Genomic DNA, 14,942 nt, shown 5'->3' with positions numbered 1-14,942 from the left:
CCATCTGAAAATCCCGAAAAACGTACTCGATGTTCACAGGCTTCGAGCTCACAACCATCCAAACATCACGCGGTCAGATCCGGCTGAGGACGGCACGGGCGGGCGGGGCCGCCCGTCCTTCTCCTCCACGGTTATCCGCGGACACACATGCCATGGCGGCAGGTGGCAGATCGGCTGGCTCCGTCGCTCACCGTAATCTGCCCGGACCTACCGGGCTTCGGGCAGTCGTATACCTTCGGCCTTCGTCGAAGCCACTGTGAACGCCGTCATCAGCAAGCGTTTCTTGTGGCCCTTCGGCAATGGAGCGCCGGCTCGGCCGGGAATTGCGGGGGCCGCAGCGGGCCTAGCGTAAGCCGGGATAGCGGCGACGTTCTATGCCGCAAATTGCAACGACGACAGCCCGCTCTTCGTCCTCCTCTGGTATCCGATCGCCATATCCGTTGCTACAGGAATTGGCGCTCTGGCCGGCCATAAACTACCGCGGTGGTAGATCTTTGAATTGGTGGCATCACAGTGTTCTGCCCCCTATCCGGCGCGGCCTCGTTTCACTGATTGCCATTCGAGACACGTTCTCCCATAGCTTGGAACATCCAGCCAACTCCGAAGTAAACAACCATAGAGGTCTAAATGACGCCCGAGGAATTCCGACAACGAGGTCACGAAATCATCGACTGGCTCGCGGACTATCATGCGAAGATATCCGACTACCCGGTCCAACCTGCGACACGGCCGGGCGACGTGAAAGCGATGCTTCCGGCCGTCCCGCCGGTGGAAGCTGAGGGTTTCGATCAGATCATCGCCGATCTCGATTCGGTCGTTCTTCCGAATATCTCGCATTGGCAGCACCCGCGCTTTTTCGGCTACTTTCCCTCAAACTCGCTTGGCTCAGGTATCCTGGGCGACCTGGTGAGCGGCGGACTGGGGGTGCTGGGTCTGTCCTGGCAGTCATCGCCCGCTGTAACGGAGATTGAGGAGGTCACGTTAGACTGGTTCCGGCAAATGGTTGGCCTGTCTTCCGCCTGGTTCGGCGTTATCAACGACACGGCATCGACAAGCACCTTGGTCGCCCTGCTGTGTGCCCGGGAGAAAACAACGGGGTTTTCGCTTGCTCGCCAAGGCCTGCAAGCGGAACTTAAGCCATTGACGATCTACACATCGACAAGCGCTCACTCGTCGGTGGAAAAAGCGGCGCTGCTGGCAGGCTTCGGTCGTGAGAATGTCCGCATGGTCGATGTCGACGTCAATTTTGCAATGCATCCAGCGGCGCTCCAGGATGCCATCGATGCGGATATCCGCTCCGGATTCACCCCTTGTGCGATCGTCGCGGCCGTGGGCGGGACCGCTACCGTGTCCATTGATCCGGTATCCAAGATCGCCGACATAGCGCGCAGACACGGTCTGTGGCTCCACATCGACGCTGCCATGGCCGGAAATGCGATGATCCTGCCGGAGCTGCGATGGATGTGGGAAGGCATCGAAGAGGCAGACAGCGTAGTCATCAACGCGCACAAATGGCTCGGCGTGCCTTTTGACTGCTCGCTCTATTTCGTGCGTGATGAGCCTCACCTGCTTCGGGTTATGTCTGCTGATCCAAGCTTCCTCCAATCCCAGGCCGACGAGAAGGTGCGCAATCTGCGCAACACCGGTATTCCCCTCGGGCGAAGATTCAGGGCGTTGAAACTGTGGTTCGCCATACGGGAGCAGGGGGTCTCCGGGCTACAAGCCAGGTTGCGGCGAGACATCGGCCTGGCCCAAGATCTCCGCTCGAAAGTCGAAGCAACACCGGATTGGGAGGTCGTCGCACCCGTCGTTCTGCAAACCGTATGTCTTGTGTATCGTCCGAAGTCTGTGCCGTCCCATCGTCTCGATGATTTCACGCGCGCATGGGCGAATGCGGTGAATGCGTCGGGCCAAGCCTATGTCACGCCCGCCATCGCGGCCGGGCATTGGATGGTTCGTGTATCGGTCGGCACGATATCGACGGATGCACACGATACCGAGGCGGTCTGGGGCGCGATGCAAAAAGCGGCAGCCGCGCTCGTTCCGGAATTTTCGTGAAGGGCCGACGAGGCTCGCCATGGCCGTTGTCTACCGGACGAGCGACGTTCGATGGGCTGATTGAAATTACCATGTGATCGCGAAGCTGCGGAGGTGCGTCCGTCTCCTCCGTCTGTCTCCCTGAAGTGGAGAGCATGAGGAATTGTGTGGCAATCAGGCCGCTGCGGAATTGTTGCTGGGTTCGTGATTGTCGTTTGCCATGCCTGGATACCAATTCTCGAAGCAGATCGGTGGACGCCCTTTCCATCGAACCGCATCCCAGCTTAAGCGGAGAACATCATGATTTCACCCTACACGATCAACATCCCTGACGAACGGCTCGCCACGATCAGAGCCAAGGTCGAGGCTTATGACTGGAGCCAGCTGCCGGATGCGGGAGGCTGGTCGGCGGGGGTCAGGGTTGATGACCTCAAGCGGCTCGCCGCTTATTGGCGGGACAGCTACGACTGGCGTGCGGTCGAACGGCGGCTCAACGCACTCCCCAACTTCACGGCCGACGTGGAAGGCGAGCACCTCCACTTCGTTCATGTGAAGGGCGACGGCTCCAAGCCGCCCATCCTGCTTCTCCACGGCTGGCCGGGCTCGTATCTCGAATTCGAGCGGCTCTTGGAGCCGCTCGCAGCGGACGGGCACGATGTTGTCGTCCCCTCGCTTCCTGGCTTCGCGTTCTCCAACCCGATCACGGGCCCGATCGGCCCGCGGCGGGCTGCTGCGCTCGTGCATGGGCTGATGATCCAACTGTTCGGCGACGCGCGGTATTTCATTCAAGGGGGCGATTGGGGCCACGCCCTCGCGGTCTGGGCAGCGCATGATCGACCGGACGCTCTGCTCGGCATCCATATCAACATGATGACCGTGCATGCGGAGGATGCCGCTCCGACGACCGACGAGGAGAAGTCCTTCGCCGCCAAGCGGGCCGCGATTGCCGATCGGGAGAGCGCCTACTTTCACGAGCAAGCAACCCGTCCGCAAACGCTCGGCGTCGCGATGGCCGACAGCCCGGTCGGAGCGGCGGGCTGGATACTCGAAAAGTTCGGCAAGTGGGCCGATCTTCCGACAACCGCCGATGGCGACCCCGACATCTGGAGCAAGTTTTCCGAGGAGGAACTCCTCACTAACATCATGCTCTACATCGCGCCCGCATCGTTCGTGACTGCAACCTGGATCTACTACGGCAGCCGGCTTGAGGAGTCGCGGATGCTTCCGGCCGGCACCCGCATCCAGGTGCCGACCGGCGTTGCGGCCTTTCCCGATCCGGTGTTCTTGCCGCCGCCGCGCTCGTTCGCGGAGAAGACCTACAATACCGTGCATTGGACCGACATGCCGCGGGGCGGGCATTTCGCCGCGCTGGAAGAGCCGGAACTGATGCTGGCCGACCTGCGCGCCTTTATCGCGACGGTGTCGGCAGCGCGCTCCTAAAGGTGGAGATCTCCGTTTCCGAAGCGGGGGGCGGGCGCTGTCGGCGCAGGGCTTCAATGCCCTGCGTCGTCAAGACCGCATCGGCGCAGGCCAGCTGTGAAGGGCGATCGACCGTCTTGGCCTGCTACCAATCTACAGCGCCAAGACCTGCGTTAACTAACCCGTAACGCCATCTATACGCCGCGACGGCAGGCGTGGCGCATGCGACAGGTTATGGTGGAACTGTGGCGCTGCAAAGGGCTCTTGGTCGAGTTCTTACTCGCATTCGTCCTGTAGAAAGCAAACTCTCTTGAATACCGCTTTTTGGCGCAATCGCGACCTATAACGCAATCGCCGCCATGTCCGCTTTCGGGAAATCGCAACGCCGGCCTTCGCGACCGAGATGAGGCGCGAAGCCGTCGTTCGCGTCTGGAAAACGTACGTCGGCTTCGGGTCAGACTTTCCGTTTCCACCGGTCTTTGCAGCACTGACCCAGATTCGTCACGGAAAATATCGCGGGGTCTCCGAATGTGGGGAAAGGCGGCAGCACTCTCGCGCTGCCATAATCAAGCAAGCCAATCTCATGAGCCGATAGATCCTATCCCCCCGAAATGGGCAGCCTTCGGTCACCGCGTCATCGTCGAGCAGAGTTCCATGGCATTTTTTCCACAGGAGGGTGCGTCGAAATTGGTCCGATCTCTTGTGCTTCCGTAGTGCTTCCGCGCAAAAAACGCGAGGGCACTTGCGAAAATCATGATCGGGTAACTATTTGATATTTATGTTGAAACTGGCGCACCCGACAGGATTCGAACCTGTGACCTCTGCCTTCGGAGGGCAGCGCTCTATCCAGCTGAGCTACGGGTGCTTCCCGGCGGGTCGGAAAACGAACCAGCCGGTGAACCGGCAAGTCACGGCTTCTTAGCGGAAGCCGGCGCGGGCTTCAACGGGCAATTGGCGATTGTGCGCGCGCGGCCGGCCCTTCGCAGGCTCCGTGCCCTTATGGGGCGTTCAGCCCCTTCAAAAGGTTCACTGGACCTTTTGAGCCGCCCAACGGCGGACCGGGTCTTCACCGTTCGGCATTCGAAAAGCCAAGCAATTGGCTTTTCGTCCGCTTCGCGGATCACGCCTCGCCCTTCACCACCCGCCTGCCGCGCACCGCCCGCTTCACCTTCTTCGTACCGGCAAGCTCGTTCATCGCGTCGAGCTGCATCTGCTGCATCTCGGCCAGGCGCGTCCATTGGCGGGAGATGAGGTAGTCGAGTTTTTCGTGCAGGTGGCGCACTTCGAGCTCGGCCTTGAGGTTGACGCGGTATTCATTGAAGGAGCGCAGGCGGTCTTTCACCTCCTGGCGCTTCTGGCTCATCATGATGACCGGCGCCTGGATGGCGGCGATGCAGGAGAGCAAGAGGTTGAGCAGGATGAAGGGATAGGGGTCGAAGGCGCCGCCGATGCCCTCGAACAGATTGACGCCGATCCAGACCAAGAGCACGGCGGCAAACGAGATCAGGAACCACCAGCTGCCGCCGAAGGCGGCCATGTTGTCGGAAACGCGGTCGGGGAAGGTGCGGTGCTCCTCGAACTCTTCTTCCGAGTTTTCGGAAATGGTGTCCTGCCGGGCGATCGATTCCACCACCTGGCGGTCGAGTTCGGAAAATTCGCCGTGCTCCTGCTGCAGCAGCTCCTCCATGTAGCGCATGCGGTAGCGGCCAAGCTCCTCGCGGCTGATGCGGGCGCCCCTGGGCAGGTCCGGATGGTCGGAGCGGATGCGGTCGGCCAGGCTCGGGCGCAGCGTGTCGATGCGCACCAGGTCGCGCTTGTGGAATTTGCGGCCCGAGATCGCCGACGGCTTCTTTTTCGGCTTTATGCGCGACGCACCCAGGCCGGTCGGTTCGGAATCCGGCACTTCGGGCGTGTCGAAATGCTCTTCCGAGCCCTCGTGCAGGTCTTCCGGCGTGATCGGCGCCTCGAAATATTCGCCGCCGCTGTCGTTCTCGGTGTCCGCCGCCTGCTGCTCGGGTGCCTTGGGAACGGTGCTCATGGTGCGGGCTCCTGCTGTGGCGCTGCTGTATCTGAGGATACGCCGAGGCGACGGGGCATATCCACTGCCGGATTGCGCTGCCTATGCCATGGCTTCCAGACGATTGCGTGACAGTCGGATAACAATAGCCGGCTGCGGGTCTTTTTGACTGTTGGGGGTTGGGCGAGGTCTCCTCCAATGTCGTCGTCCACGGGCAGAGCAAGGAGCGCAGCGACGCGGCGCAGACCCGTGGATGACGAAGTGAGGGGGAGGCTGCGCTCTTGTTATTGCTGTTCGGCGAACATCAGCCTGGTCTTGCTGTCGGCCGTGGTCGGCGACAGGCTGCGCTGGATCAGCGCCTCGACATGGTCGTTGCGCTGGCGGGCTGAGTCGGCGCCCATCACCACCACGATCAGCTGGCGGCCATCGGCATTGTAGGAGGTGACGATGTTGAAGCCGGAGGCCCTGATGTAACCGGTCTTGATGCCGTCGACGCCGCGCACGCGGCCGAGCATGTCGTTGTGGCCGCGCACCAGCCTGCCGCGGAACATGAAATCGCTTTCGGAGAAATAGTGGAAATGCTGGGGGAAGCGCTGGCGCAGCGCCATGCCGAGCACCGCCATGTCGCGGGCTGTCGTCATCTGGCCGTCGTCGGGCAGGCCGGACGCGTTGCGGAAGGTGGTGCTGGTCATGCCGAGCGCGCGCGCCTTTGATGTCATCATGGCGGCGAACTGGTCCTCCGTCCCGCCGAGATATTCGCCGACCGCCACCGCTACGTCATTGGCGGATTTGACGACGATGGCGCGGATGGCGGAATCGACGTCGATCGTTTCGCCGCGCCGGAAGCGCATCTTGGTCGGCGGCTGCGAGGCGGCGTGGTCGGAGACGGGGATCTGCGTTTGCTTGGTCACGCGGCCGGACTCCATCGCCTCGAACAGGAGGTAGAGCGTCATCATCTTGGTCAGCGAGGCCGGATAGCGCTGCGCCGTCGAGTTGACCTCGAACATCTGCTTGCCGGTCCTGACGTCGACGACGATGGCGGCATATTTCTGCGGCGGTGCAGGCACGGCCAGCACCTGGTCCGGCGGGGTCGTGGTCGAGCAGCCGGCGACCATCAGCAACAGGCCAAGGGCGATGAAAACTCTCTGGAGAAGCGGGAAGGGACGCAATTTGGACAAGGGCGGGACTGTTCTGGCGATGCTGTTGCTGAGATGAGGCGAAGCTAACGTAACGCGCTGGATGCGTCCATTTGGTTAATGGCTGTTAGTCCCAGGATTGTCGAGCCCGACCGGCTTCCTCGCCCCAGAAGGCCGCGAAGCGGCCGGAGAGGGGAATTCGTAGGCGCGGCATCGCAGCCAGATCGCTAACTGGCGAGGTCGGCGCAGCCCCCTCTCCGGGGGGGGCGCGCCCCCGCCGAGCCACCTCTCCCCCGCCTCTGGCGGGGGCGAGGAACCCAGGTTTTCAAGCCGCCGCGAAAACGCCTGTTTCTGTGTCTTTCCTTGCCAAAACCGCGTTTCCTGTGGGAAGGGGCGTGGCATTGGCTGGCTTTGGGGGGTGGCATGACGAACATCGGGGCCGGGGGCGCAGCGCCCTCGCTTATCAAGGCATCGCTCAGCCGCACCGGCAAATGGGCCGGCAGCGTCGCTTTCATCAGCGGCGCCGTTGGCGACGTGCTCAATCCGCTGGCGCCGTTCGCCGCCTATATCGCGCTGGTCGCGGCCATCGCGGCGGCCATCATCGCCATTGCCATCGTGCTCAAGCTGGTGCTGGCGGCCAAGGCGCTGCCGGCGCTGTTGTTCGCCACCAGCGCGGCGGCGGTTGCCGGCGGCGTCTATGCGGTGCAGCAGGAGACCAATTCGCAGAACGGGGTGATGGCCGGCCTGGTGCCGGCGATCGCGCAATTGCAGCAGTCGATGGGCATCGTCTCCGAAAAGGTGGCCAGGATCGAGCAGACGGTAACGCAGACGCAAAAGTCCGTCGAAGAGGTCAAGAAATCGACCGACACGGTTGCCCGGAAGACCGACCAGATCGCGTCCACCCAGCAGCAGCAGACGCAGCAGGGCGCGCAGACGCAGAAGACCGTCGAGGCGGTCAAGCAGACCACCGACACGCTCGTCGCCGGCCAGCAACAGCAGCAGGTCCAGGCCGAAAAGCTGCAGGCGACCACCGAGCAGATCGCCGCCTCGATCGACACCATAGCCAAGGGGTTTGCCCGGTTGGCGGCGCAGGGCGGGGCGATCGCCGAGCCGAAGCGGCCGGACGAGTTCTACCACAATGCCCGCGTCTATGAATTGTCGGGGGACATGCTCAACGCCCGGCGCTCCTACCTCGCCTTTGCCGGCTTCGATGTCGACGCCATCGACCCCTATACGCGCTTTGCGACGCTGCTTCGGGTGCAGGACGGCAAGGCGGGCGCCCGCGAAGTGTTCGGGCAGCTGGCCGACAAGGGCAAGGCGCTGTCGATCAAGCTGGTGCATATTTTGCAGTTCGAGGACGCACAGCGGCTGGACAAGCTCAACGCCTTCGTCACGGCCAATCCCGACTATGCGCCGGCCTATTTCCTCAAGGCGCAGGAGTTTTCGGAAGACCGCCTCGGCAGCCAGACGCTGACCGACAAGCGCAGCGAGGCCCAGGCGCTGACCAAGTTCGTGTCCTACGAGAAGGATGGCGGGCTGCTCAAATATTTCGTCGACCAGACGCAGCTCGCCGACTGGCTGGAGCGCAGCCGCAGCCGGCTGGCAGCACTTGGCAACGTGCTCGACCCCGCGCGCTTCGCGCCTTCGCTGACGCCGATGCGCTCCAACCAGGGCTGGTCGATGACCATTTCGCTGCCCGAACCGGCGACCGCGATTTCCTGGCGTCTCGGCGACAGCGGCCCGTTCACCGACACCGGCTTCCTGGCGATGAAGGACCAGAGCACCGGCAAGCCGATGGCCAATCCGAGCTTCGAATTGCCCGACAGCACGGCGGCGACCACGATCGGCATAAAATATCTCGACATCAGGGGCCGCGAGACCGGTCCGTTCGACATACGCTTCGATCCGGATGCCGCCCTGCAGCAAGGCGACAAGCAGATCCTCGACCAGTTCTGGACGTCGTGGATCGCTTTCGACTCCGGCGGCAATCACGGGCTGGTCTATTTCACCCAGATGCTGTCCTACCGCTGCGCCATCAAGGAGGTGCATTACAGCCTGAACGGTGCCGCGCTTGACAATTCGCTCGAGATACCGCCTTGCGACAAGAAGGACCCCTACGCCATCCCCTACGACGCCAAGGGCTATTTCAAGGTCGCCGACAGCGTGAAATCGATGTCGGTGCAGGTCACCTACACCGACGGGACGAAATCGCCGGTGCGGGAATACAAGCGGCAGTAGCTCTGCTTACCCTCCCCCTTGTGGGGGTCCGAAGGACGGGCGAGACTCGTGACTCGCCCCGGCACGTCGATCCGCATAGCGGATCGGGGTGGGGGAGGCCGGCCCCACCCCCCCCCGTCGAACGATCTTCGCTTCGCTTCGACCGCTCGCCGACCCTCCCCACGAGAGGGAGAGTGAGGCGAGCTGATGCGAAATGCCCTGGTGGCCGATGCAGCCACGGTGGCGCAACAACCAGTTTCTATGGAAATGGCCGACACCCCGGGTCCCGCGTACGTCAGCCGGGCCTGGCAGATGGCGCTTGTTAAAACCAGAGTTCGCCGCATGCTGCGCGGATATCGGCGAGTTCGCCGGTCAAAATCCAGTTGGGCACATCAACGACGCGACCACGGTCGCCAGAGAAGAAAGGTGGAAACGATATGCCGCGCCCAAGCCGGGCCTCCAGCATTCGCACAGTGTCGCATCTCAGCTAATGTACGGAGACGACGACATAACGTCCGCCGGAGGGCTGATAGTAGGCGGCGCCGCAGTGCCATAGCAGGATGCCATTGACCGAGGTCTTCGCACAGGCCGCAGGCAGCTTCGTCACGTAGACAGTTGAACGGCGGATCACTCGGCGTGTGGTACGTCTGGCGACCCCGGCGGCGCTGCCAGGCGTGAGCGGATGCCCCACTCTTGCTTGAGCGTAGCCGACGAAGGGGGAGAACGGCGCAACCGGATCGAGCAGGCCGACAAACATTATTGCGGCAACCCCGGCAGCGCTGGTTAGCTTCAAGACAATTTTTTTCATTGTTAATCCTCCCAAGAGGGAGGGAAACTACCTTTCGAGTGCCCCCGCCGCTATCCGAATTGCGCAACTCCGATAAAACTGATTATCGGTCCGTGATGGCACAGCACTATTCGATCGGGGCAGGCTGGCAATCCGTTGCATCGGCCGACTTCAGGCGCGGCCACGATATTCCCGCACGAAGGAATGTTTCCTTGGGGGATTCACCAAACAGTTGCCGATAGCTCGTCGCGAAACGTCCAAGGTGGGTAATCCCAACATCCATCGCAACCTTCGTGACATTCAGGCCATTGGCACGTGCAGTCGTCAGTTGCCGTCTGGCTTCGTTTAGGCGGAGAGTGCGTATGAATTCCAATGGACTTGCCGCGAATGTCGCACGAAATGCGTACTCCAGTTGACGACGACTCACGCCGACTTCCCTGCACAACCGAACGATCGGTAGGTCTTCTCGAATGTGGACGCGGATGAAATCCTCAGCCGTCCAGGCTTGGCGGAGATATCGACGTGGAGAATGATCGATCGCGAGTGCACGACCATCTGCAATAGCCCGAGCCCCACCCAGCGCTCCCAAATATTCCAGGAATGCATCGGGGGGCTGCTCCAGTTGAATTGAATCGCCAGCGGCTGCCACGAGATTGTTCGCAGTCGCCTCCACCTGGTTCCGGAGAATTCGTGCTTGGTTGATTGAGAGCCTGACGGCCTTCGGATGATCGGCGACCTGGGCCGCGAACATTCCCACGGCAAGCGCCTGAATTTCAGCCCAGAGGGCGGTCGGAATCACGGAGGCCGCATAACTAAGACCGGGCTGGATAGTTGCGGTTATCATCGTGCCAGCGGGGATTGTGACGACCATGCCGTCCTCAAGTGGAATGCGGCAGATTGTCGATCCGCAGGCGCGCTCCACGGCCAATACGACCACTGAGTCGCTATCCAGTCCGCCATTGGCATGTACGGTGCAATTGAAGTTGGCCAGGTCAAGCGCCCACTTGCCATGAGATTGAATTTGTCGGATGCGTGAGGGTGCCCCGCCGGCCGAAAGCTGGTCAATTTTCACCAGCATTCCCGAGGCTGCGCTTCCAAGTTGGTCCGGGCCAAGCTGCACATCCCTGTGCGAAGGCGATGAAGGCCACGAGGTCAAGAACCTGATCCTTTGCTCAAAGCGGATAGCAACGCAGTTATATTAGGGATAGCTTATGCTTAAATTGCGCCAAATCAATCGGCGCGAAAAACGTTGCCGATGCGAAACTGAGAGGCAGAATTCCGCGGCTACTGGGCACAGATCGCGACATACGCGATGGCCATGGCAAGCCTAGACTAGAGATGGGCAGGGACATCGATCTGCTGTCGATCTGGAATAATCAGGGCTTACCAGCGCACTTGCAGCAAAGGTTGGGAGAAACGTGCAAAGCGCGTGGATGAGATCATCCGCGTCAGTGCAGGCAAGCAGAATACAAGCCAGTGGTGTAAGCGCGTCGCTTGCTGGGAGGCAGTCCGAGCTACATCGCACATCAGGGAGCCTGCATGAAAACGGCCAATGCCTCGCCCCTAAACTACGGCCTTTTCGCTAGCGACCAAGTGCAGACCGGTAGCCTGCCGCCCGAACTCATCGCCAGCCTGGAGGCATTGCCCGTCAATCATGCCGCTTGCTTCTACTTGTCCGGGCCGCACAGATCATACCGCTCGACGAGCTCGTAGCATCGCGAGCCACGAAGGCGTGGCGAACGCGAACGTGTTCATGAGGCAGGCTGCGGCTGGTGAGATACCCCGGCGAGCTCCCTTAATCTTGCGATTGAAGCTCTCGGCGCAACCGGCTATGCGGAAAGCATGAGGGCATGGTCTGCGCCGATCTGAACGTGGTCGAGCAGGCCTTCGGCGCCGAGATCGACTATGGTGCGATGTCGATCAAGCGGTGCGGCGAACCGGAAGCGCCATAGCCCTACAGCCCGGCCGTCTGCCCTGGCGCGGCTAAGACGCGTATTGAAAGCCAATCCTGATCCGATGCGTGTCGGCACTTCCCATATCAAGCCCGCCAATCTTACCATGCACATCGCAAACCGCGGCTTTAGCCTGGGGGATTAGATGTTAGTGGCTTTGGGACGGCCTGAATGCCGTTTTCCTGAAATGCCTGCTGCACGGCGATCAAAACGGCACGGCGGATCATGAAGTTTCTGCCCGCTTTCGCCTTGAATTTAGCCCGGATGACCAGCGTGCCGTCCTCAACCTCGGCAATTCCCTGGCTTTTGAACGGCTCGAGCAGATCTGCAGCAAGTTCCGGGTTGGCCGAAATATCCTGGCCGATCTTCTTGAAAATCTTGCGAACTTTGTCGACATCGGTGTTGAATGCAACGCGAAAGGTCAGTTTCTCGATCATCCAGTCGCGGCTGAAATTCTGAATCTTGCCAATCGAGCCATAGGGGATTGTCGCCAAGGCACCGCGCTGATGGCGCAGGGAAACCGACCTGACCGAGATTTTTTCCACGGTTCCTTTCGCGCCTGACGTTTCGATATATTCGCCGAAGCGGAATGCATCGTCGATCAGGAAGAACAGCCCGGAGACCAGGTCCTTCACCAGCGTCTGCGAGCCGAAGCCGATGGCCAGCCCGAACACACTCATGCCGGCGATCAGCGGCCAGACATTGATCCCGATCGTCACCAGGATCGAGAGCAGCGCCAAGGCCAGAATGCTCGATTTGCCGACCGCGTTGAGCAGCGGCACCAGCGTGCCCAGCCGTGAACGCGGCGCACCCTGCACCTCCTCGTCACCCCCTACGGCGGGCAACTCCGCGCGCAAGGCACGAGCCGTCCCTACTCCTACTACATTCCAAAGAAACGCCGCCCCCAACATGATCAGCGCCACCCCGGATGCGCCCTTGGCGACCTCTCGGAGATCTATGCCGAACCCGGCAGCCAGCGGTGTCGCCCATAGCGTTCCCAGCATGGCAACAATTATAGCCACGACGGTGAAGCGGGCGGTCTGTCGCCCTGCCGCTGCCAGGATCGAGATGTCAGGTGACTCCAAGCCGCGCTGCGCCCAGTTCCCGATCATTGCGTCGACATGCGGCGCGGCGAGAAACATCAACGCGGTCAGCAGAACGGCCGACCCACGAAGCGATGCTCCCAGGGTCACCGCGGCCTGAGTGCTGAGAAAGGTGATTATCAGGAACGCGATCACGATTGCCGGCCACATTTTGGCGAGACGGGTGCGCCAGCGGCTTCTGGGCCGCGGACCGGCGACGGCGACTGCCATTGTGCGTCTGTGCCGCCATACCGCCCATGCAAACAGAAGGTAGATCGGAATTGCCACGCCTGTTCGCAGCAGATCCCCCAAGGCCGGCCCGACGCTCAAGAGCCGCAACGTCGCGACCAGCGTAACGGCGATGATCGCCAGGCCAATGGCAAGCGAGAGGTCGCGCACGAGCGCCGCCAGATGGACGGAGCGCTCTGCGAACTCGGTTCGCCGCGATGCCATCAAGAGTGATCTGACGGCGGCGAGGATGATTAAGCCGAGCACGGTCGCCACAGTCCAAAGGCGAAGGGTTTGCAAAGGCACGCCAGAACCGCCCAGCAGCCGCGCCGCGATGAAACCGACCACCAGAGCCACCACGGTAGCCGTCGCACCCGCAAAGTATCTGCGCCATCCACTCCTTGTGGCGCTCGTCTTCTTGAACCGCCGGGCAAGCAGGATGAACACCCCCGCGACGAGCGCAACAAGCAACACAATCTCGAACAACAGCACAAGCAAAGGCGTCCCCCCGGCCGCGAGCGAAGCCTTCAGGTTTTCAAGTTCGACGGGGACGTCGGCCAAAGCGGCAAGCCGCGCGAACAGTCCGGAAACGAAACGCTCGGTGAGCTGTTCGAACCCCCAAATCAACGAAGGAACGTCTGTTTCCGCCATCGTGTCCACGAGTTCTCCCCCTTCAGCGCCTCGCCCGTAGTAACCGACAAGTCCTGCGCTTCGGTTCTCCAGTACGGATCATTCGGTAGTCGCATCGCCCTTCAGGATCGTTTCCAGTTCGTCGGGCCGGGGTTTGCCCGCTTTCCCCTCGACCGTCGTAACGGTCCCACTGACCGTCGCTGCCGCGGCGTTGCCAACAGTGTCGACCGTGCCGGCAACCATCAGACCCAGCTTGTCACCAAGGCCTACTCGCGAGTCGGTCATGATTTGACCGGAACCCAATTGTGCGCCCAACAACTGAACGATTTCCGGGCTTTCGGCAAACTTGCTGTGGTTCAAGCGATCGTCGGTCTTCACGTCGGTCAAATCGAGGACGGTTATTCCGGCTGCCTCCAGCTTCGATTTGTACGGCTCCTTTGACGGATCAGCCTGCCCAACCCGATCGACATTGCCTGCAATCAGACGCGAGACCGCAAGCGCCCGATCATCCCGTGAAACTGTGATCGTGAATTTCGGTTTTTTCGGTCCAAGTTCGGTCCACTGGCGACCAAAGACATCCACATCGAGGTCGGGAGATGCAAGGATGACGTTCCTGATCTTGGGCGAAACCTGCCCGTCCTCCAATGCCATCTGCCTCAGCGATTCCATGGCAAGCCATGTTCCCATCGAGTGAGCCATGAGAGTGATGTCCGTCACGCTGCGGTCGTCCGCCAAGGCCTTCAACGTTCGCTCGAACGCAGTCCGTGAGAAATTGGTGCTTTCCTTGTCGTAGTTGTAGCCGAGCACGCTGGCGCGCGAAGGCCACGTGAAAAGAATAGGCGCGACCCTTGCTCGCGAGTCATGCACAAACTGCGCGAAGCGAAAAACCGAATCTTCGTAGCGGTTGTTGAAGCCATGTACGAATACGAGAACATGGCCGTTCGAATTGTGAGAATGTAGCCATTTGTGAGCCTCGGGAATCGACAGGTTCTTCACGGCAACAACAGCGAAGTCCCTTTCGGGATTCGGTGGCAGCGTTTTTGGCCATTCGACCGTGCCGGGCGCCCGCTTCGGCGGAATTGAAATGGTCAGATCGGTCATGGAAAGCGTCGGGCTGCGCTCGCCTGTAAACAGGGTCGCTGGGTCGCCGGAAGGCTTGCGGCTGGTTGCGACCAGCATCGTTACATCCGATGCCGCCGACGATACCAGATTCGCGGGGATTGGCGCCAGAACGCCTTCTGGTCCTGCTCCGCACGCCGTCAGCGTGAGAAACAGAGCTGATATACCCCATACGGACTGCCTACCCACCCACTTAGACTGTGCCATTGCCCTTCTTTGCCCTTGCGGGTTATGCCAGCCGAGCTTCCGCACTCTTCCCTCACACCGGACGCACGATGCAGCGGAAGCCGAGGTGGCAAGTGGACGTGTCTATCGCCT

The 14,942-nt window shown here is 61.3% G+C and carries 9 protein-coding genes, 1 tRNA gene and 2 pseudogenes; 5 read left to right on the top strand and 7 right to left on the bottom strand.

Features of this window, described 5'->3' with window-relative positions; all coding sequences use genetic code 11:
* Positions 1–29: 29 nt before the first annotated feature.
* The 4 genes and pseudogenes from FJV80_RS29615 to FJV80_RS29600 all read left to right on the top strand — a co-directional run.
* Positions 30–231 (top strand): annotated as a pseudogene (locus FJV80_RS29615) (alpha/beta fold hydrolase); the annotation flags it as partial.
* A gap of 70 nt (positions 232–301) precedes the next feature.
* Positions 302–490: pseudogene (locus FJV80_RS29610) on the top strand (NrsF family protein); the annotation flags it as partial.
* Between the two features lie 137 nt (positions 491–627).
* Positions 628–2,058 carry a pyridoxal-dependent decarboxylase gene (locus FJV80_RS29605; RefSeq protein ID WP_095773173.1) on the top strand — a complete coding sequence of 477 codons (1,431 nt, stop codon included), beginning with the start codon at positions 628–630 and terminating at the stop codon, positions 2,056–2,058.
* 279 nt (positions 2,059–2,337) lie between these two features.
* Entirely contained in the window at positions 2,338–3,477 is a 1,140-nt protein-coding gene (locus FJV80_RS29600) for an epoxide hydrolase family protein (RefSeq protein WP_142878130.1), read from the top strand.
* Positions 3,478–4,244: 767 nt separating this feature from the next.
* On the opposite strand, the gene FJV80_RS29595 is transcribed toward FJV80_RS29600, so the two are convergent.
* The 3 genes from FJV80_RS29595 to FJV80_RS29585 form a co-directional block, all read right to left on the bottom strand.
* A tRNA-Arg gene (locus tag FJV80_RS29595) sits at positions 4,245–4,321 on the bottom strand.
* 255 nt (positions 4,322–4,576) lie between these two features.
* Complete coding sequence (locus FJV80_RS29590; RefSeq protein WP_142878129.1) at positions 4,577–5,494, bottom strand: DUF1003 domain-containing protein; 918 nt, start codon at positions 5,492–5,494, stop codon at positions 4,577–4,579.
* Positions 5,495–5,757: 263 nt separating this feature from the next.
* The gene (locus FJV80_RS29585; RefSeq protein ID WP_095773180.1) at positions 5,758–6,651 is read right to left on the bottom strand and encodes a D-alanyl-D-alanine carboxypeptidase family protein; all 894 of its coding nucleotides are present in this window, start codon (positions 6,649–6,651) and stop codon (positions 5,758–5,760) included.
* Between the two features lie 381 nt (positions 6,652–7,032).
* Between FJV80_RS29585 and FJV80_RS29580 the strand changes: the two genes are divergently transcribed.
* Entirely contained in the window at positions 7,033–8,847 is a 1,815-nt protein-coding gene (locus FJV80_RS29580; RefSeq protein WP_142878128.1) for a methyl-accepting chemotaxis protein, read from the top strand.
* A gap of 466 nt (positions 8,848–9,313) precedes the next feature.
* Here the strand turns inward: FJV80_RS29580 and FJV80_RS29575 are convergent, their stop codons facing one another.
* The 4 genes from FJV80_RS29575 to FJV80_RS29560 form a co-directional block, all read right to left on the bottom strand.
* Positions 9,314–9,634 (bottom strand): hypothetical protein, encoded by a 321-nt coding sequence (locus FJV80_RS29575; RefSeq protein WP_095773182.1) that lies wholly within the window; start codon positions 9,632–9,634, stop codon positions 9,314–9,316.
* A 106-nt stretch (positions 9,635–9,740) separates the two neighbouring features.
* Positions 9,741–10,691, bottom strand: a complete 951-nt coding sequence (locus FJV80_RS29570) for an AraC family transcriptional regulator (RefSeq protein WP_095773183.1) — start codon at positions 10,689–10,691, stop codon at positions 9,741–9,743.
* Positions 10,692–11,693: 1,002 nt separating this feature from the next.
* Complete coding sequence (locus tag FJV80_RS29565; protein ID WP_142878144.1) at positions 11,694–13,526, bottom strand: mechanosensitive ion channel domain-containing protein; 1,833 nt, start codon at positions 13,524–13,526, stop codon at positions 11,694–11,696.
* A 78-nt stretch (positions 13,527–13,604) separates the two neighbouring features.
* Positions 13,605–14,831, bottom strand: coding sequence for an alpha/beta hydrolase (locus FJV80_RS29560; protein ID WP_142878127.1), 1,227 nt, complete (start codon positions 14,829–14,831; stop codon positions 13,605–13,607).
* Positions 14,832–14,942: the final 111 nt, after the last annotated feature.

Source organism: Mesorhizobium sp. WSM4310 (genome assembly GCF_007003935.1).
Taxonomy (GTDB): Bacteria; Pseudomonadota; Alphaproteobacteria; order Rhizobiales; family Rhizobiaceae; genus Mesorhizobium.
Note: the sequence above shows the minus strand (reverse complement) of the source record. Positions and strands in the feature narration are given on the sequence as shown.